General features: G+C 58.1%; 18 protein-coding genes. 8 read left to right on the forward strand and 10 right to left on the reverse strand.

The genetic code is table 11. The features are described from left to right. The first annotated feature begins 3 nt into the window (after positions 1-3). Together AAGD24_RS17220 and AAGD24_RS17225 are read left to right on the forward strand one after the other, a co-directional pair. A complete protein-coding gene (locus AAGD24_RS17220; protein ID WP_228210174.1) occupies positions 4-726 on the forward strand; it encodes an ABC transporter ATP-binding protein in 723 nt (240 codons plus the stop codon). A gap of 2 nt (positions 727-728) precedes the next feature. Next, positions 729-1532: an ABC transporter permease gene (locus AAGD24_RS17225; protein ID WP_091642756.1), complete on the forward strand. Its 804-nt coding sequence runs from the start codon at positions 729-731 to the stop codon at positions 1530-1532. A gap of 31 nt (positions 1533-1563) precedes the next feature. On the opposite strand, the gene AAGD24_RS17230 is transcribed toward AAGD24_RS17225, so the two are convergent. The 5 genes from AAGD24_RS17230 to AAGD24_RS17250 form a co-directional block, all read right to left on the reverse strand. After that, entirely contained in the window at positions 1564-2166 is a 603-nt protein-coding gene (locus tag AAGD24_RS17230) for a DUF2931 family protein (RefSeq protein WP_228210093.1), read from the reverse strand. Continuing rightward, positions 2163-4004 carry a DUF2235 domain-containing protein gene (locus AAGD24_RS17235; protein ID WP_227665044.1) on the reverse strand — a complete coding sequence of 614 codons (1842 nt, stop codon included), beginning with the start codon at positions 4002-4004 and terminating at the stop codon, positions 2163-2165. Before AAGD24_RS17235 ends, AAGD24_RS17230 begins: the two co-directional genes overlap by 4 nt. 303 nt (positions 4005-4307) lie before the next feature. Next, positions 4308-4982 (reverse strand): ATP-binding cassette domain-containing protein, encoded by a 675-nt coding sequence (locus tag AAGD24_RS17240; RefSeq protein WP_126811488.1) that lies wholly within the window; start codon positions 4980-4982, stop codon positions 4308-4310. Continuing rightward, positions 4975-5751 (reverse strand): ABC transporter permease, encoded by a 777-nt coding sequence (locus AAGD24_RS17245; RefSeq protein WP_041335208.1) that lies wholly within the window; start codon positions 5749-5751, stop codon positions 4975-4977. The genes AAGD24_RS17240 and AAGD24_RS17245 overlap by 8 nt, the downstream gene beginning before the upstream one ends. Beyond that, positions 5748-6767, reverse strand: a complete 1020-nt coding sequence (locus AAGD24_RS17250) for an ABC transporter substrate-binding protein (RefSeq protein WP_228210092.1) — start codon at positions 6765-6767, stop codon at positions 5748-5750. Before AAGD24_RS17250 ends, AAGD24_RS17245 begins: the two co-directional genes overlap by 4 nt. A gap of 266 nt (positions 6768-7033) precedes the next feature. Between AAGD24_RS17250 and AAGD24_RS17255 the strand changes: the two genes are divergently transcribed. Further along, the gene (locus AAGD24_RS17255) at positions 7034-7711 is read left to right on the forward strand and encodes a response regulator transcription factor (protein WP_041336792.1); all 678 of its coding nucleotides are present in this window, start codon (positions 7034-7036) and stop codon (positions 7709-7711) included. Positions 7712-7715: 4 nt separating this feature from the next. Here AAGD24_RS17255 and AAGD24_RS17260 read toward each other — a convergent pair whose 3' ends face one another. From AAGD24_RS17260 to AAGD24_RS17275, 4 genes are all read right to left on the reverse strand, one after another. Further along, positions 7716-9977, reverse strand: coding sequence for a NahK/ErcS family hybrid sensor histidine kinase/response regulator (locus AAGD24_RS17260; RefSeq protein ID WP_228210091.1), 2262 nt, complete (start codon positions 9975-9977; stop codon positions 7716-7718). After that, positions 9955-11124 (reverse strand): nitric oxide-sensing protein NosP, encoded by a 1170-nt coding sequence (gene nosP, locus AAGD24_RS17265; RefSeq protein ID WP_379865763.1) that lies wholly within the window; start codon positions 11122-11124, stop codon positions 9955-9957. The genes AAGD24_RS17260 and nosP overlap by 23 nt, the downstream gene beginning before the upstream one ends. A 243-nt stretch (positions 11125-11367) precedes the next feature. Beyond that, positions 11368-12471: a porin gene (locus AAGD24_RS17270; RefSeq protein WP_213479784.1), complete on the reverse strand. Its 1104-nt coding sequence runs from the start codon at positions 12469-12471 to the stop codon at positions 11368-11370. A 182-nt stretch (positions 12472-12653) separates the two neighbouring features. Further along, the gene (locus AAGD24_RS17275) at positions 12654-14048 is read right to left on the reverse strand and encodes a WS/DGAT domain-containing protein (RefSeq protein WP_228210090.1); all 1395 of its coding nucleotides are present in this window, start codon (positions 14046-14048) and stop codon (positions 12654-12656) included. Between the two features lie 342 nt (positions 14049-14390). On the opposite strand from AAGD24_RS17275, the gene AAGD24_RS17280 reads away from it, so the two are divergent. Together AAGD24_RS17280 and AAGD24_RS17285 are read left to right on the forward strand one after the other, a co-directional pair. Beyond that, positions 14391-15314, forward strand: coding sequence for a hypothetical protein (locus AAGD24_RS17280; protein WP_007153179.1), 924 nt, complete (start codon positions 14391-14393; stop codon positions 15312-15314). A gap of 73 nt (positions 15315-15387) precedes the next feature. Beyond that, entirely contained in the window at positions 15388-16137 is a 750-nt protein-coding gene (locus AAGD24_RS17285) for a hypothetical protein (protein ID WP_085678905.1), read from the forward strand. Between the two features lie 15 nt (positions 16138-16152). Here AAGD24_RS17285 and AAGD24_RS17290 read toward each other — a convergent pair whose 3' ends face one another. Further along, positions 16153-16431 (reverse strand): polyhydroxyalkanoic acid system family protein, encoded by a 279-nt coding sequence (locus AAGD24_RS17290; protein ID WP_007153181.1) that lies wholly within the window; start codon positions 16429-16431, stop codon positions 16153-16155. Between the two features lie 114 nt (positions 16432-16545). On the opposite strand from AAGD24_RS17290, the gene ubiE reads away from it, so the two are divergent. The 3 genes from ubiE to ubiB are packed head-to-tail and all read left to right on the forward strand — an operon-like array spanning position 16546 to position 19621. Next, positions 16546-17337: a bifunctional demethylmenaquinone methyltransferase/2-methoxy-6-polyprenyl-1,4-benzoquinol methylase UbiE gene (ubiE, locus tag AAGD24_RS17295; protein ID WP_041335196.1), complete on the forward strand. Its 792-nt coding sequence runs from the start codon at positions 16546-16548 to the stop codon at positions 17335-17337. Beyond that, on the forward strand, positions 17337-17975 hold the full coding sequence (locus AAGD24_RS17300; protein WP_041335193.1) for an SCP2 domain-containing protein: 639 nt from the start codon (positions 17337-17339) through the stop codon (positions 17973-17975). The genes ubiE and AAGD24_RS17300 overlap by 1 nt, the downstream gene beginning before the upstream one ends. Continuing rightward, a complete protein-coding gene (gene ubiB, locus AAGD24_RS17305) occupies positions 17972-19621 on the forward strand; it encodes a ubiquinone biosynthesis regulatory protein kinase UbiB (RefSeq protein WP_085678902.1) in 1650 nt (549 codons plus the stop codon). The genes AAGD24_RS17300 and ubiB overlap by 4 nt, the downstream gene beginning before the upstream one ends. Positions 19622-19626: the final 5 nt, after the last annotated feature.

Here is a 19626-nt window from a genome sequence, read left to right on the forward strand (position 1 = left end):
AGCATGACCATTGAAGCCAGCCACATCTGCTTTCGCTACGGCGACAAGCCCGTGCTCAAAGAGGTCAGCTTCGCGCTGACCTCTGGCCGTTTCCACGCTCTTCTGGGCCCCAATGGCGCCGGCAAGTCCACACTGTTTGGTTTGTTAACCCGGCTTCTGGCGCTCCAACAAGGCGAACTCCTGCTGGCCGGTCAATCGTTGAAAAAACAGCCATCCGAGGCCATGCGCCAGATTGGTGTGGTGTTCCAGCAGAACGCTCTGGATCTTGATTTGACCGTGCGCCAGAACCTCCAGTATCACGCCGCGCTGCACGGCTTATCTCGCAAAGAAGCCCGAACGCGGGGTGATCGCGAGCTGGCTCGTTTTGAACTGCTCGAGCGCGCCAACGAACCCGTGCGCAAGCTCAATGGCGGCCACCGTCGGCGTGTGGAAATTGCCCGGGCCTTGCTTCATGAGCCCTCTCTGTTGCTGCTTGATGAGCCCACTGTCGGCCTGGATGTGGCAAGTCGCAGAGCGCTCAACGAACATGTTCGCATTCTGTGCGACGAGGCCGGCCTGACCGTGCTGTGGGCGACGCACCTGATCGAGGAGGTGCAACAGGATGACCGGGTGTTGATCCTGCACCAGGGACAACTGCTGGCCGATGGCTCCGGCCAGGACATTTGCGAAGCCGAGGGCGCCCGGAACCTGGCGGAAACGTTTCACTCGCTGACGGGGGCAGGATAATCATGAAAGCGGCCCATTACTGGCACTGTTTTGTCGGCATCCAGACGCGGGAGTGGTTGCGATTCTGGCAACAACGCACTCGCTTCGCCAGTGCCCTGGTCCGGCCGCTTCTGTGGCTTGTGGTGTTTGCCGCCGGCTTCCGGGCCGTGCTGGGCATCTCCATTATTCCGCCCTACCAGACCTACATCACCTACGAGACCTACATCGCCCCCGGGCTGTGCGGGATGATCATCCTGTTCAATAGCATGCAGGGTGCTCTTTCCATGGTGTATGACAGGGAACTGGGCAGTATGCGGGTGTTATTGATGAGCCCTTTGCCCCGGCCGTTCCTGCTGGTAACCAAGTTGCTGTCGATGGGCGTAGTGTCGGTCGGGCAGGTGTATGTTTTTCTGCTTCTGGCCCTGCTGGTGGATGTGGAGCCACCATTGTGGGGTTATCTGGCCGTCTTGCCAGCCTTGATACTAACCAGCCTGATGCTGGGAGCACTGGGCTTGCTGATTGCCACCTGGATCAAGCAGCTGGAAAACTTTGCGGGGGTGATGAACTTTGTCATTTTCCCGATGTTCTTCATGTCCTCGGCGCTGTACCCACTGTGGAAAATGAACGAAGCCAGCCCCTGGCTGTACTGGGTTTGCCAGTTCAATCCGTTCACCCACGCGGTGGAAGCGATCCGGTTTTCGCTGTATCTGGAGTGGAACCCCGCCGCCTTCGGCATTACCGCCGGTGTAACGGTCGTGCTGGCGCTTTTGGCAACGGCGGGGTTTCGGCCACAGAGGACCAAGATACTGGGGACAAAGCCTGCCTGACCGAGAGGCGTTCGGCAGGCAGGGTGCCGGCTTACCAACCTTCCGTTGGTATGCCGTGTTCTTGGAGGTAGTCGCCGTGCCGTTTTAGATAGCCTTTCGTGCGTTCCGTGAAGTCGGAAGGATCTCCTGGTCCTTCTGACGCCTGCATTCGCATCACCTCGATCTCGTTGCCAATCTGGTTCATGATCCAGACCACTACGGTGCCTCCGGGAGCCAGACCGATAACCATGGAATGCCTCGGGCCAGTGCGCTCGTCAATTTGGGTCTTGTAAGAGGCAGGTTCCAGCATGCGTTCCTGAAGCGCCTGTGGCACTTCAATTAGCTTGACGTAATATTTCTGCTCGGCAAAGGAGAACCATTTCAGAAAGATAAGCTCAGGGAACGGTTCAACACTGGCCCCTTTACCAGAAGGCCCTCGTGCACCTCGCCAGCAACAACCTACTGACCCAATCGGCTGGCGCCAACTACGCTCACCGGTCTTTTCCAGGAACATCTGCTCCACCCACACTTCATAATGCTTTGGCGCGGCTACTCTGATGCTCCAGGGCACACCCTCTTTAACGGATGCTGCACAACCGCTGAACAGAATGGTAAGAATAGTTATACCTGTGACTAAAATCTTGCTAATCATCATTTGCTTTTCATCTGTGGGTATACAGTACGTTCACGGGACAGCGATGGAGCATGAGGGTATATACCCTCAAATTTTGATGGCACACCCGCGATTAAAGTCTCGATACTGTTAAAGTGCGCTGAATAATGGATATAGCGTTGGAGCAGTAGTTCTTGCTGTTCCCTGTCAAGAGAAGGTGAATCCAACCCCCGGCTAACCTGCTCCAGAACTTCTTGCAGGATAGGCTCCAGCTCTGCCGGCACCGATACAGTTTCCTCCGTGGGATCAATTTCATCTAGCGGTACTCCCTTCTCCACAGCCAGACGATGCATCAATCTCAAGGGTATGCGCGAATACTCTCCCCGAATCTGTCGCAACATTCTCAGCCCCAGCTCCGCACGGCCGTTCGGTGCCGGATGGTCATGATGACGGGTGGCAATCTCCAGGCCTGCAAGCCCATCAGAACCAAAACTTTTTGTCGGATCTGCCTGCTGTACAGGCAAGCAATAGGGGCCGATCCAACCTTCCGCGACCACCTCCCGACGCAGGGCTTCAAGATTGTCCCACTGTGCGGTCTTCTCCGGCCAGCGTATCCGGTTTTGGGGCACCTGCAGCATAGGACTGAGTAACACTTCTTCTCTCTGACTGTCGCTATAACCGCCGCCAATATCAGAGTGGACGCCCGGGAGCGTGATCTCTTTGAAGTTCTCAGGGAGGCTTCCACTGCTATTCCTAAGACTGTTTAGGGCAAAATTCTTACGATGCTCATGGGCAGCGGTCAGGTGCACAGCTTTTCCCACCTTGCCAGGATCGAGATAAAGCTTAACCGGATAGTTGCGGTCATTGTGAGCCAACAGGTCGCCTGCTAACGGGTTAACGATTGCTGCCACGGAGTCGAATATCCCGACAAAACGGATCTGGACATGCTCTGGCCAAAGGATACCGCTATCCTCCAGAACCTGCGCGAGTCGGCCACTCCTCCCCAAATTGATTTCGTGGGCGGCATGACGGGCCGCCGCCGCACCTCGGCTGAAGCCAAACAGATCCAAGGTTAACTTGTCGATCGCCCTGCCTTGTAAGGTTTCCCTCAATCGCAACGCCAGTTGTGAGAAAGCCTCGCTTACCTGCCGGATAACACCCGCCTCACCCATACCTGTGGCTGCCCCATACAGCACATCACTGTCACCTGTCTTCGTGCCGGCCCCGGGTGCATAAACAGAACGTCGGTAGGTAATGAAACCCTCTGACTCAACTTCATTTTCCGGATAGGAGTCCCACAGCTTCGCTACATTGGTAACCGCATTGCCATAACTGCCACCCATCAACATCGACAGCCGCCACTCACACTCCTCCCGACTGATCTCATCGTTTTCATAGGGAATCAGACAATCCCGCTCCAGCTGCTGGGCAAACGAGCGGGCATTGGCAGCGTTGTTCATGGTGCCGTCGGTAAATATCCCAACTTCCAGATGTACTTTGGGCGGATCGGCTTTGGCGTCCTCGGCCGCCTTTGCCGCCGAAACATTCAGCGGTGCCACCAAAGCGGCTGCTCCCAGCGGCAGGCTCAATCGATGATCTTCCGCCCCGTCTTGCGACTCACGCTCAGATCTCCGCCATTGACGATAATTCGCCGAGAACAACCCAACGCCCAGCCCACCAATGCCCTGGGGGTGATACTGGCGCAGCTGTTTAGGAGTAATGTCGCAGGCATTCAGCTCTGCTACGCCTTTTTGAATGGCATAAGGTAAATTCATTCCGCCACTGCGTAACCGCCAGCGTCCTCCCGCGGGCAGGCTGTCGTCTGGCAGCCAGCTCACGACAGGAGAAAGGGGCCGTCCGGACCCGGTATAGACAAGCATCAGCCTATTATCGCTGACTGCCCGGCAGACGGTTTCGGTCAGATGATGGCCGCTGCGGGTTTGGGGCCCGAACGCCGATTCCATGCGAGCGCGGACACTGCCATCGTCCTGGATAAGACGCCTAGCCCTATTGGTCGCGATAAAGGGGGATTCAATGCGGGGAAGGTGGTAGGCCTTCAGGTCCCATACCGGGACCAGGTCCATAAAGCCCATCGTCAGCACTCCTTGTTGACGGTAAAAGACAAGCTGGCCATGTTAGCCGATGTTTCACGAAGGCAACAATTCGAGTGTCACGTTTTTTCACTAAACCAGGTCCACGCCCTCCGAGTCTCGCAACTTCCCAAGAAGATCGCTGATCAAACTGGGCTCGCCAATGGCATCGTCCCATTGCAGCTGCGCCGGACTACCATCCAGATACCATAGCCGGTTCGCCAGGATCTCAGCATCGCGCCCATCATGGGTTACGCAAATCATGGCCATGCTGGCGTTGGCGTCCAGGATTCCGGCAATCAGTGTTTTCAGTTCACTCGCCATTACCGGATCAAGAGATGCGAAGGGTTCATCCAATAGCAACAGGTCCGGTTCAACCGCCAGGCAACGTGCGAGGGCGGCCCGCCGCGCCATGCCAAGGGAGAGCTGATCTGGCAGGTAATGCCCATATCCAGCGAGACCAACCTGGCCCAGGGCACTCTCAGCCTCCTCATCACTGGCACCGACAAGCTTGAGGTTGGCGTTCAGGGTTCGCCAGGGCAGCAATCGATGCTCCTGGAACAGATAGCCAATCCGCAGCGTGTCACAGCCAACAATGGCATCCGACGGGAGTGCCTTATCGAGCCCGGCGATAGCATTCAACAGGGTGGTTTTGCCAATACCGGATGGCCCTAACAGGCAGATACGATCGCCCCGCTCAATGGTGGCGAAAACCTCGCCCAACACGGGTTTGCCAAAACTGCGGCCGGCTATTCGTAGTTCAAGCATGGGCCACCTCCGGCTGACGCCAGCGGCTGGACCGGCGTTCAAGGGGCTGCAGGATGGCCAGCTCGATGAGTTGTACAACGGCTATAAAGGCCAGGCTGTAAGCGAGGATGGCAGCCACATCGAACACCTGAAAGGCCATGTGTAACTGGAATCCGATACCACTGGAACGCCCCAACAGTTCGACCACCAGCACGATTTTCCAGATTAGAGCCAAGCCACCACGCGTAGCCGCCATCAGATAGGGAAACAGTTGTGGTACCCAGACCTCACGAAACCGTTGCCAGCGGGTGAACTCGTAGACGGTAGCCATGTCCTCGAGCCGGTAATCCAGGCTCCGCGCGCCTTCCCGAACCGTCACCGCCACATTGGGGACCTTGTTGATCACCACCGCCATCACCGCGGCCACTTCTACCAGGCCAAACCAGACATACATCAGGATGATGGTTACCAGCGCGGGCAGATTAAGAAGCAGGACCAGCAAAGGATCGAACAGCGCATTGGTGGTTTGGGAGCGCCCCATCACAATGCCAATCCCGGTACCAAGCAGCATGGCCAATGCAAAGGCCACCACCACACGCGCTAGTGTGGCACCAAGGTGGTGCCATAGGGCTCCGGATTCGGATTCCTGCATCAGGGAATCTAAAACGTCGAGGGGAGACGGCAGCAAGGGGGACTTGATCACCCAGGCAACCGCCGCCCAGAAAAAGACAAGAGACGGCAACACCACCCAGTAACTCCAGGCCGGAGGGCGGCCAGAGAAGGCTCTCACGGCTGGCCCCGGTGGAACAGGTCGGTGGGCATACGATTGTCAGGATTGGCACCGGTGAGCGCCAGCAGACGATGCAGGCCCGCAATGCGCTGGTCCGTTAGCGGTAATGGTACGCCTGCCACAAACCCTTTCCGCAGCGATTGAAATACAGCGTCGTCAGGCTCACCCATCAGTGGCCGCAGGCGTTGCCAGAACCTTTCGCTATCCGAGAGCTCGTTCTTGGCCTGCTGCAACGATCTGGCAAAACGGTTCATCAACGCGCGATGGTCTTCCGCCCAATCAGCCGGAAAAACATACCCCAAAACCGGCAAGTTCCGGTCGAGATTAATGGCGACAAGAAGATCCGACATTCTGAACGCCGAACGCCAGCCGCCCTCACCTCTCAGGCGTGCGGCAAAATGCCAGTAGGTGACGATGGCATCCACCTGGCCCCGCCTCAGGGCCTGACTCAGCAGCGGTGGAGCGGCAAACTGCACATCGGCGGATGCCGCAAGATTGATCCCTCGCTGTTCCGCAACCTTTTGCAACAGTATCCAGCCCTTGCCGTCCGGCCCGCCTGCAACGCCGATACGCTTGCCGGCCAGATCGGCCACGGCGCGTATATCGGAGTGTTCAGCCACCACGATATCGCCAATCTGGGATGAAAACGGTACGTAAAGATAGGGCGCCCCGTCCTCAAAACGGGCTTGAGCCCAATGCAGGTCGGCTACAGCCCCGTTGACGGAACCACTGGTTACCGCCAGTCGGGACGCGGGCAGGTTGGCCACCAGCGTGAGATCCAATTGGTAGCCGTTCTTCCGATCCAGCCCCTGGTGGACTATGTGGTCCAACTCCCAGTGAGCGGTGCCGAACTGCAACACACTGACGGACAACACGGGCAACGGTTGATTATCGCGGGCATGAGCCGCCCCGGGTTGCGCAAAAACCAACCACAGGATGACCATAGCCATCCAGGCAGCGCGGACAGCAGCACCGGGAAACACAGGATCAGGCATTGTTATGGTTTGTTGACTCATCCCTCCACGATACGAAGCCCGCCGGCCGGCAAGAATAGTACTTTGGTGCCTGTTTTTTGGTGCGATGGTCGCATTCAACCCGGGGCGCGGATAGCGTGTAATGCAATCATCACAATAATAAACAGAGGATCACACCCCACTTGGGAGATCCCCTGTCCCAGGAGGCCGCCATGCTGAATGAGCCCGATGCCGCACTCTCTCCCGAAAAGCGCTATGATGTTTCGGAAACCATCCCTGATAATGACAACAAACCGGTGGATCCACCCATGGAGCCAACCTACAAAATATTGATTGCCGACGACCACCCGCTGTTTCGTGAGGCCATCAGCAGCGTGATATCGACCGGTTTTAGCGGTAGTCAGATCATTGAAACCGCCGACCTGGACAGCGCCCTGGACATTACCCGCGAAAACGATGATCTGGATCTGATTCTGCTGGATCTGAATATGCCGGGAATGCACGGCTTGAACGGTCTGATTACCTTGCGGAACGAAGCGCCAACCATCCCGGTAGTCATTGTATCGGCGGAGGAAGACAAACAGGTGGTGTTGCAGGCCATTACCTACGGTGCCTGCGGTTTCATCACCAAGTCCTCTCCCCGCGCCCAGATGACGGAGGCCATCCAGCAGATCCTCAACGGCAATGTCTACCTGCCTTCAGACATCATCCGAACCGGCAAGGAAAACACCCATCGCCGCAGCCGGCATGAGGACAACCCGATTTCACCAGAGCTGCTGAACTCCCTGACCCGCCGCCAGTTGTTGGTACTGGAGCGCATGTCCAAGGGGGAATCCAACAAGCAGATCGCGTACAACCTGAACATCGCAGAGACCACGGTTAAAGCCCATGTCTCGGCGATTCTTCGCAAGCTGGGGGTTCACAACCGGGTGCAGGCGATTCTGTCGGCCAGCGACGTGGATTTCAGTCAGTACCTGAAACGGTAGGAGATCACCCTCTCAAAAGGTGGTTCAGCGCACTGCGCAACTTCAACGGCTTCACAGGCTTGTTCATTAACACGTGCCCCAGCTCGCGGATGTGCTGCTTCAACTCGTTGGTGTAATTGGCGGTAATCATGACCACCGGAGCCGGGCGCTGGCGGCGGCCATTGATCTCGGCCACCACATCTACTCCATTCTCGTCGTTGTCCAGATGATAATCCGCCAGAATAAGGTCCACGGGGCACTTGGCCGGATCCACCTGCCGCTCAAGATCTTCCAGAGAAACCGCGGAAACCACCTGGCAATCCCAGCCTTCCAGCAACGTCTGCATGCCCTGGCAGATAGCGTGGTCGTTATCGATCACCCAGATCCTGGCGCCACCCAGTCCCCCATGGTTTGACACCGCGCGGTCATCATCTGCTGTCGGCCGTTTGGGCAACAACTGCCCGACCGGCACTTTTACACTGAATACCGAGCCTTTGCCCTGTATCGAGGATACCGTCACCTCGTGACCCAGCATGCGGGAAATCTTGTCGACGATCGCCAACCCCAGCCCAAGGCCCTTGTCCGGCTGCGAGCCAGCGGGGCGAATGCGCTTGAACTCCTGGAAAATCTCGGTCAGCTTGTCCTCCGGAATACCAGGGCCGGTGTCCCACACCTGCAGCAATACATGCTCCCGATGCCGGCGGCACCCCAGCAGAATGCGCCCGGTGCCGGTATAACGAATGGCATTGGTGAGGAAGTTGCGAAGAATCCTCGCCAGTAGCTGGGAGTCGGACTCCACGATTGCCGAGGATGGCACGAAGTCCAGCGTCAGCCCCTCCGCCAGTGCCATCTGACGAAACTCACGGGCGATGTTGTTGAGCAGGTCCCGCAAGTCGAAGGCCATGATGTCCGGCTTGATCACGCCGGCATCCAGCTTGGAAATGTCCACCAGGGTGCCCAGAAGGTTTTCCACATCGTCCAGGGAGGTGCTTACCGATCGCACCAGTCCCTCGGCCTTGGGCCCGAAGGAGTGCTCCAACAAAGAACTGGTGAACAGGCGAGCTGCATTCAGTGGCTGCAGCAGATCATGGCTGACCGCCGCCAGAAATTTGGTTTTCGACAAGTTGGCGCGCTCGGCGTCCATCTTGGCGTCACGCAGTCGCGCTTCCACCGCCGCCCGCTCACTGATTTCCTGTCGCAACTGACTGTTGAGGCCGGTAAGAGCTGCGGTACGTTCTTTCACCCGCCGTTCCAGATTATCGTACGCCTGCTCCAGTGCCAGCGCGGTCTTGCGGCGGTCGGTAATGTCCCGGATCAGCACGAAGAACCCGATAACCTCCTCGTGGTCGTCCACGTTTGGTACGTAGGCGCGGAGCATGTAGCGGGTCTCTCCGGTGTCGTTGGTTTCCTCGAATTCGAAGTTGACGCTATTACCCCTGAGCACAGCCTGCATATGAGGCATTAGCCTCTGGTAAAGCTCAGGCTGGTGAATGTTCTCCAGGTGTTTACCAAGCGGCGACTCGCCATTGCGCCCATACCAGGCTTCATAAACCTTGTTGCAGAACTGCACGGTCATGTTCGCGCCCACGTAGGCGATCAGTGCGGGCACATGGTCCGTCACCACGCGGATCCAGCGCTCGCTCTCTTCAAGCGCCTTGATTCGGCGAGCCATTTCACTGTTCTTGACGTCAGTAATGTCCGAGTAAAGAACAACCAGCCCACCCTCACGGGTGCTCCTTTCCGTCATCTGCACCCAACGGCTGTTGGACAGCAGGAACACCGCCCCTTCTGAGGACTCATTCACATGCTCTTCAACCACCAGCCCGGAATTGATCGCCATGGCCTTCAGATCGGCGATAGAAGTGCCGGGGGGAGGAACATCCAACCGGGCATCGGCCCAGTAACTGCGGAACCGGCTGTTACATTGAATAAGGCGGTGCTGGTGATCAAAAAGCACAAAGCCATCAGCAATGCTTTCGATAGCGTCTGCCAGACGCTGGCGCGTGGTTTCAGCCTCTTCGCGGGCCCTGTTCAGGGCCTTGTTGCTGTGCTTGAGCTCATCCATGGTTTGGTTGAGCGCTTCCGTACGTTCCCGCACCTGCTCCGCCAGAACCACCGAGTGTTCAAACGCCGCATAGGGTTCGGGTTTGTGAGCCGAGCCGGATTCCACCCGAACAATAAGAGCGTCCCTTATCTTTCGGAGGCGTTCGTTCTCCGCCTCCAGCTCGGCAATCCGCTGATCCCTGCGGTCGTCGGGATCAGCCTCAGTTGTGACCGTAACCGGCATCGGGCTGACCAATCACCACCCCCGTAAACGTCTGATTGATATGCATACCGTCGAACTGCTCACCATAGGTATTGAAGCCAATGACCTTATGATGACGAAGGAAATCTGACACTTCATCTACAACGCCAGTGAACTCCGCTTCCAGACGACGAAGAAAGCAGTCGCAGCCTATGGTCACCAGTGGTGGCCCCACGACCCGTTCGGAGGCTTCAATTTGCGTGCGCACGCTCTCAAGAAGTGAGCCAGGCTCCATGGCGGTCATGACAATGCCGGTTTCCACCGCGCAGTAGAACGTCAGGCTCCCGTCGGCGTTCACCCGTTGTACCGAGCGCACGAAATAGTGCCCCCCGATCCGCACGCCCATCGGTCGCAGCGCAAACACCTTGCGGTCAAGCTCTTCCACCGCTACGCCCACTGCGCGGGCGTAGGCTTCCGCTGCCGGTTCCGCGTTCAACTCATAGACGGTCCGGCTCTTAGCATCTGCGTAAGTAACCACCAGTTTTTCTTCGCGGGCTTGCATGTGGTGCGTGGAAAACACACGGAAGTCCAACGGCGTATTAACCAGCATCACAGTAGCGGCCCCGGTGTGAAACCGGCCCTCAAAAAACACGTGGGTATTGGCCAGGCGCTCGTCGTCGCCCGCGGATCCGCCAAACTGTGGGATAGTGCCGAGCGCGGCATTCAGTGTCGCCAGCACAAGCTCTTCCCGGCTCGACAGCCCATCCAGCAAAGTGATGGCAAAGGTGTTGCCCTTGACCGATGCCAGGCCGGCATCACGACAGGTGGACAACAGACCATCAATGACCCCCTGGGCGTCGTGAAGGGTGAAATGCTCAAGCTCACTGATCAGGGCGCATTCAATAGAAAAGTAACGCCGGTCGAAACCAATAGCGGTGATACAGCCCCGGCCGTAACCTTCCGGTGTAATTTCCCCCGCAGACGTACAACCACTGACCCGCACGCCATCAAAGACATGTTCAAGGGCAATGCCCAAACGACCAAGATCGTATTCAGCGGAACAGAAAAACAGGACACAGCCGAGGTGTTCATGACTGAGCTCGCTGGCAAGGTTGGTGGCGGCCAGCATCGGATCACGAACATGGGAGCTGGCTACCCGAACGGCAGGCAGCGTGGTAACGGGTTTCATGGATACGCGCTCCGAAACCGAGTGGCTTTCACTCGATTCTACGGAATCCGCAAACGGAGCCAATGCGACTTCAGTGCTTTTAATTGGCGCGCCAAAATGATCGTAAGCCATTGATTAAAAACCCTCCTGAATCAATGCCTGCTGGCGCTGCCGATTTGCGGGAAAGCAAACCGGCACTTTAGTCTTAAGTTCGAGGCCCCGGCGCCGGGAATCCTTGCCGGTGCTGGGGCACTCTTCAAACACTCAGAACGTGATCACAGCACCCAGCGCCAGGGTGTCGAACTCTGCTGCATCCGCGCCGGTGGACTTCGTGGTCTGCTCAAACATGTTGTATTCGGCAACCAGCTTGAAGTTGCTGTTTACATCATGGAAGACCGCGACCGAGGTGTTCTCTGTTTCGAAATCACCCTGGTCAGAGTCTGTTTCACCGTAGGACAACACCAGGCGATTGGCGCCAAGGGTATAGGATCCCTGGAGCAGGTAGCCGTCGGCGTCCTCTTCCGAAGTCAGGGCCGCATCGGTCAGCAATACAGGAACGTCGCCCTCAGAGGTGAAGCCGGAGGCCGTGAGCGACAGCCCTGCAACGGACGCTTTAAGACCGTAACCAAGGCCTTGGCTGTCCACTTCGGTGGTTGCATTCTCGGAACTCTGATGGCGACCATTAACCCAGCCTGTCAACGCCAGGCCGTTCAGGTCCGCACTGTAGGTAACCTCTGCTTCGAAACGCGGCGCGGACTGTTCTGACTCCGCACCCGGTGTGGTATTGGCAGGCTCAAAAATACCAGCAGCCACCTTCAAGCCGCCCATATCCGGGGTCCGATAGGTAATCTGTGCCGATGGATTAGGGTAAGGGTACCCAGTGCGGATATTGCCAAAAGAAACGCCGGTTGCCGCACCCGGAGAACCGAAGCCCATCAGGATTTCGTCCAGGAAGATGTTAGAGCGGGCGTAAAGACCAAAGTCCTTACCAATCAGCACCTGACCGAAAGAACCGTCTACCGTGGCGTACAGCTGGCGCACATCGATAGCGGTATCCGTCGGTGACTGCAGGCTGTCGTTGATGGTGGACCAGAACGAAGACCGGCCACCCAGAGTCAGGTCGCCCATTTCCTTACTGAAGTTGAAACCGATCGTATTGGGCAGGAACCCCATTTTCACGTCGGAATTGCGAGTGTCGTTCAGCTTGTCGTCACGGTTAACGTAGAAGGCGTTGAAATAGCCGTCCACGGAAAAGCTGGTTCCGTCTTCGTTGTACACTTCGATTGCCGCGTTTGCGCCGGCACTGACCGACATCGCACCAACCATCGCGATGGCCAGCCCTGACTTTCGGAAATTGTTGTTGTTCATAAACTCCCCCGGTTTTTATTGAATCTGGGTGTTGAGCAGCGGGTGGTTACCCGTGTCTCAGGCGCATTCTTTCGCCTGAATTCAATGGTCGGCGAAGCAGCGGGGGTGGAAAATGCGCCAAGGGGGCAGGTTTTCTGATCTTTTAGGAGGCTATGAAAACAGAACTTTGGGACTACTACCCGTCAGAGGGGAAAGCATTCCAACTCTTGCAGGCAGTCATCCAGGAAGCACTCGGGATCGGCCATGACCGCCTCATCGGCCACCACACCGAACTGGACCTGGCCGGCGTAACTGACAATGCTGACGCCGAGCCCGATATCCCCGGCCTGGGGTACCCAGAACATCTGCTCCAGAATGCGGCAACCGGCCAGATACCGTTCATCACGGGTACCAGGCACGTTCGACACCACCGCACTGGCCTTGCGGTAGAACAGATCCGCCACAGGTTGACGCCAGGCTTCGGGAATCAGCGGTGCGCTGCCTGTCAGCGCCCAGGACAGGCCGGGCTGCCAACTTTTCTTGAGCTTGCGGGTTTCATGCTTGATGCGGAACAGCCGCTCCAGGGAACTTTCACCGTCCACCGGCAACGGCACGAACACCGTCCCGAAATAGTTACCCAGAGTCCCGGGCTCCGGCTTTACCCCTTCCGGCAGGCGGTTACGGATATCCACTGGCACCGCCGCGTGAAGCACTGCCTCATCCATATCGGTATCGTCCGCGACAAGCCGATTGCGGACTGCAGACGCCACGCAACTGAGTAACACATCGTTGATGGTAACGCTGGTAAGCGTGGCAATCCGGCGAAAACGTTCAAGCGCCACGGGCTGCGACCAGCGGCACTGGCGACGTCCCAATAGCGACCGCTTAAGGGAGGAGTCCGTATCTTCCGGCTCTACCAGGAACTGGCTGAGCTCATTGACCAGCTTGACACTTTTCCAGGTCGCCCGCTCCAGGGCATTGCGACCGGCGGTGCCACCGTTGCGGGGAATATCGTCCTCCGGACCCGCCTCTTCCCGCGGCCACTCGCTGTCCGTCAGCTCACGCAGCCAGGCATTGGCGGCTCTTCCCCAACGCCTCATGTCCGCCTGTTCCGCCGCGCCGTAAAGCACCGGCGCCTGTTGCGGCGACGGCGGGCACAACCGGTCAAATATGCCCTGCAGGGAGAGCCCGTCGGCGTAGCAGTGGTGCATGCGCAAAAGGAGTACGGCGCCGCCCTCGGCATCGGGAAGCAACCAGAATTTCCAGAGCGGACGGTACGTGGGCAATGGCTGGTTCAACCGGGCTGACACCCAGTCCTGCAAGGCCTGCCGGTCCAGCTCGCCGCCGACCACCTGCAGGTGGTGGTGGAGCGAAAATACCGGGTCCTCTTCCCACCACCAGCCAGGGGCGCGGCGAACCGGCATATAGCGAAAACGCTCCCAGGCAAGCCAGTAAATACGCAGGAATTCCAGCAACCGGGCTTCCGTGAGCCCTTCCACCCGCAACATAACGGTAATCGTCATGGGGTTTTCGGGCCGCTCAAGAGCCAGCCAGGCCGAGTCCACAGGCAACAGCAGATGCGATTCCTTTTGACTCAAACCTGTCTGTCCCCGGATAAATGCTGCAAGAAATGGAAAGTTGACCCCGCATTGTGCCAGACAAGCCCTGAAGGCTCCATAAGGCTGTCGGCGTCACGTAGTTACAAAAAGTTACACGGAAGTAACCTTTCACCCCTATACTGGGAATAAGGCTTGATGAAATGGTTATTAGGCACTACACGTGCCTTTACGCACTGTTCGCCAAACGTCTATTGGCCCTGACTGAGCGTAAAACAGTAATCAGTGCCAATACCTGCGGTGGCAGAAATCGGTACAACTGAATGTACCAGCGCCCATAAAGACCAATAAAAGGCAGGCATCAGGTGCTGAAGGAGAGCAGTCATGAAAGCGAGCCATGTACGAAAACTGATAAAACCGATCGATAGCGCTTACTCGGAGATGTTCTCAGGGCGAGTCTTCCGCGTCGGCACAGGCGCCGTTTCCGTCCGCAATCACAGCGGCAAGGCCGAACAGACCGTTATTGGCGTCCACGGTTTTCTGGAAAATCACTGCTACTTCACCCAGGCCTACGAAGCACCAACCACCGAACTGATCCTGCTGACCTGCAGCAACTATCACATTCCCGTAAACGGCGTAACGCCCGAAGCACCGGACTGGGAAGTGCCTATCAAACACCTCGACGGCACTATCGAGTACGACGCCTGTATTCTCAACCAGGCCCTGGCGAACCTGCCCAGCACCGACAACATCCGCGTACATGGCCATTCTCGCGGCGGCGCCGTCATCCTTGAGGCCATCAATCAATGGCCGGAACTGTATGAAAACGTGGAATTGGTGCTGGAAGCACCCGTTCTGCCCCAGGGGCGTCTTTCTGCCCTGGTAACGGCGGTACTGGAGCCGGTGAGCCATGGCATGTGGCCCTGGCTGATTCGCCTGATAAACAGCGCTCCCTCATCCGCCTATGGTCAAACCTTCTTCGGCAAAATGAACCCACGCAAGAAGCAGCTGCTGGGCAAACTGTTTTCCGCCACCAAGGACCACCTGACCATTGTTCGCAACATAGAGAACCTGATGGCCTGGATGGAGAGAACAGACACCAGCGTGTACAGCAAGGTTCGTTACGGCACCTTCCTGATACCGGCTGTGGACCGAATACTGGACCGACAGGCCATGTTGGCCAGTGCACGCCAAAGCCCGACCACCATGCGGATTGTCGAAACCGAGGCTCCCAGCCACTTTATTACACTCGACAGCAAGGAATGGGTGCCGGGATTTGAGAGCCTGCCGGCGACGGCCCAGGGTTAGCACAGCTGCACTCGAGCCCCGGCTCCGCTAAACTGGCGCGTTTCTGTTGCAGGTCCAGTGGAGCCACACACCCATGTATCGTGAGCGCCTAGTCGCTACCCCAACCCATTCCGACAGCGCGCGACGGTTGCAGCAATTGCTGCTGGACTACCACGACTTCCGCCAGTACAAAGCCACCCACTCCCTGCTGGAACACACCTTCCGGATAGCGGACTGGCAGGCGGAGCGCCTGAAGGCCACCCACGCGGACCTCTACCAACACCCCGGGTACCACACCGGCCTGGAATTCCTGCTGACGGACCTCTACGCCCCCGCCGGCATGACCCAACGCGACGACAACATCGACCGCGTATTCCCGAAGATGGTGAAGTGGCTCCCGGACAACCTGCTGGACACCTTCGCCGGGCTGGTGGAGTTGAACCTGATTACCCAACGGCTGGACCTGGAGCTGGCCGAACTCTGCCATTCAAGCGGCCTTTCTCCCAGCGAACTTTCCAGCGACGCCTACTGCCAGATCTTTCGCAGCAGCCAGCAACTGGAACAACGGGAACGGCAGATTACCCTGGTGGCTGAGGTGGGGCACCAGCTCGACCGCTATGTCCGCAACCGCACCCTTGGCTGGCTGCTTTCAATGAGCCGGGCACCGGCCGAGATGGCGGGCCTCAGCGATCTGCACAGTTTCCTGCACCGGGGCTATTCCGCGTTCCGTAAAATGGACAATGTAGACCTACTGATTGACCGTCTGGTCACGCGAGAGAAACGGGTCATGAAGAACATCCTGGACGGCCACCCGAAACCGTTTGAGCTACCGAGTGACCTTTAACGAAATAGGGGGAACTCAGGCCTTCAGAATCTGATCAAGCTGGGAGTGGATTTCCTGCTCAATACGCGATTTGAACGGCCGCAGCATCATGCCCAGTTCCAGGTGAACATGGAGATTGCTATCGGTGATTTCCAACTGGCCTTTCACGCCGCTGCGTTTGAACTTGAGATGATCCCCTTCCCACTGATAGTTCACATCAAACTGCTTTGACAGATCCTCAGCCAGGGTTTCCGCCGCCTGGCGGGCGTGCTCTTTGTCGAGGGAATGAGTGCGGCGTACATCAATTGTTGACATGAAACGGATATCTCCAGGATTTCGGGCGCGATTTATAGTGTAAGGCGGCATTAAACTTGTAGCCACCCCCGCAAGCGTTAGAATACGGGGTTCAGATTCTGACAGGACATGCCCATGAGCGAGCAACAACCGTCTACCGACCAGCCGCAGGCGGAAACACCTAAAGACGACGTTACCCATTTTGGCTTTCGCAACGTGCCGAAAAGCCAGAAAGCGGGTCAGGTCGCTGACGTGTTCCATTCCGTGGCCGGCAAGTACGACCTGATGAACGACCTCATGTCCATGGGAATCCACCGCCTCTGGAAGCGTTTTACCATTGAGCTTTCCGGCGTCCGCAAGGGGCACCAGGTGTTGGATATTGCCGGGGGTACCGGCGACCTGACCATGAAGTTCTCGGACCTGGTCGGCCCAACCGGCAAGGTTGTGCTGGCCGACATCAATGCGTCCATGCTTCAGGTTGGCCGGGGCCGGCTGATGGACCGAGGCTACGCCGGCAACATCGAATACGTGCAGGCGGATGCCGAACACCTCCCCTTCCCGGACAACAGCTTCAACGCTGTGAGCATTGCCTTTGGCCTACGCAACGTCACCGACAAGGACCAGGCCCTGCGGGACATGACGCGGGTGCTGAAACCTGGTGGCAAGGTAATGGTACTGGAGTTTTCCAAACCGAAGAATCCGCTGCTCAGCAAAGCCTATGACGTGTATTCATTCAACGCGCTGCCGCTGATGGGCCAGTTGATTGCCGGCGATTCCAACAGCTATCAATACCTGGCCGAGTCCATCCGCATGCATCCGGATCAGGATACGCTCAAGGCGATGATGGAAGAGGCCGGCCTGGTGAATTGCAAGTACTACAATATGACCGGTGGCGTGGTCGCCCTGCATGTGGGAATCAAGCCCTGATGTTTCCCGGCCCAACCCTGCTGTCTGCCGCCACCTCTATCATTGAGAGCGCGCTCAACCGAGCGCTGGCGCTGGACCCCGCTGGCAAGCAGGCGCTGATGTCAGCGCTCACGGGGCCGGTACAGTTTTCGCTGGACGGGCTCGGCCTCACGCTGACGCTGCAACAGGCGGGAGATCGCATTCAGGTTGCCAGCCAGCCCTCGGAAGCTCCTGCTTTGATCCTGTCCGGCCGCCCCATGGCGTTCGCCGCCCTGGCCACCGGCGATGACGGAGTTTTCAGCGAAGGCCGCATTCACGTGACTGGCGATACCGCCCTGGCGCACCAGTTCCAGCGCGCCATCGACCAACTCGACCCCGACTGGGAAGCTGCCATGGCCGGCTATATTGGTGATGTGCCGGCGCATTTTATCGGCCAGCGCGTTCGCGGGGCTGTTCGTTGGAGCCGACAGGCGTTTGCGTCCCTGAACGCCAATGTTGAAGAATATATTCATGAAGAAAGCCGAAGCCTGCCCGGGCGCCGGGAGCTGGAAGCCACGTTTACCGATATCGACCGGCTGAACCTGCAGACCGAACGCCTGGAAGCCAGGGTCACGCGGCTGGAGCATCCCAGACAACAAGACCAAACGGAGACGCCGTGACGCGCCTGCAACGCCTGTTCCGCATTGCCTGGGTCTTCTGCCGCTACCGGCTGGACACCTTTCTACCGCTGGCGGAACTGCCTGTCCCCCTGAAAGTGTTTTTCCTGTTGGCCCCCTGGCACCTGTTTCCGAAACCCAAGCTGGACCGGGGGGACCGCCTACGCCTCGCGTTTGAAGAGCTGGGGCCGGTATTCGTCAAATTCGGCCAGATCCTGTCGACGCGACGGGACTTGCTACCCGACGACATGGCGCTTTCCCTCAAAAACCTGCAGGACCGGGTACCGCCTTTTCCCGGCGACGTCGCCCAGGGCATTATCGAAAAATCCCTCGGTGCGCCGGTGTCGGAACTGTTTGCGGAGTTTTCCCGTGAGCCCATGGCCTCTGCCTCCGTCGCCCAGGTGCATGCCGCCACACTTCTCGACGGCCGGGAAGTCGTGGTCAAGGTCATCCGCCCCGACATTGAACGGGTCATCCGCCAGGACCTGGCATTGATGTACATGATGGCCGGTCTGCTGGAACGCTACTGGTCCGAAGGCCGTCGGCTGCACCCGGTGGAAGTGGTGGCGGACTACGATTCCACCATCCATGACGAACTCGACCAGCAACGCGAAGCCGCCAACGCCAGTCAGCTGCGCCGTAATTTCGAGAACTCATCGCTGATTTATATCCCCTCCATCGACTGGGACTACACACGCAAGTCCGTTCTGGTCATGGAGCGCATCCACGGCATCCCCATTGCCGACGTTCCGGCGCTTCGTGAAGCCGGCGTCAATCTGAAAGTACTGGCAGAGAAAGGGGTGGAGATCTTCTTCACCCAGGTCTTCCGGGACAGCTTCTTTCACGCCGACATGCACCCCGGCAATATTTTCGTGGATGTCAGCAACCCCGAGGACCCGAAGTACATTGCCATCGATTTCGGCATCGTTGGCACTCTTGCACCGGATGACCAAAGCTATCTTGCCCGCAATTTGCTGGCGTTTTTCCGCCGCGATTACCGCCAGGTCGCCGAGTTGCATATCCAGTCCGGCTGGGTGCCACCGGACACCCGGGTCAACGAATTCGAGGCCGCTATCCGCACCGTTTGCGAGCCGATTTTCGAGAAGCCACTGAAAGACATCTCCTTTGGCCACTTCCTGCTACGGCTGTTCCAGACGGCGCGGCGCTTCAACATGGAAGTGCAACCGCAACTGGTACTGCTGCAGAAAACCCTGCTGAATGTGGAAGGCCTGGGGCGTCAGCTTTATCCGGATCTGGACCTCTGGAGCACTGCTCAACCCTTCCTGGAAGCCTGGATGCGCAAACGCATCGGCCCGTCCGGCCTGATCAAATCCCTGCAGTCCCATTTGCCCGCCTGGCTGGAGCAGTCGCCGGAAATGCCACAGCTGGTACACGACGCGCTGGTGCAGTTACGCAACACGGGCTCCAACGACCACCCCAGTCGCGCTACACTGGAACTTATTCGTGAAAACCGGGCCCGGGCCGACCGGCGCTGGCGACGGGGGCTGGCCGCTGCAGCCCTGGCGGGGGTGGCCTGGCTGAGCCTCGACCACGACCTTGCCACCCTCGCACAGACCATGCCCGTTCATGGTTGGGCTTTACTGGCCGTGGCGGCCTGGCTGGTTGTAGGCCATGAACGGAAAAACTGACGGAA

Source organism: Marinobacter sp. M5B, assembly GCF_042604615.1.
GTDB classification, from domain to species: Bacteria; Pseudomonadota; Gammaproteobacteria; order Pseudomonadales; family Oleiphilaceae; genus Marinobacter; species Marinobacter salarius.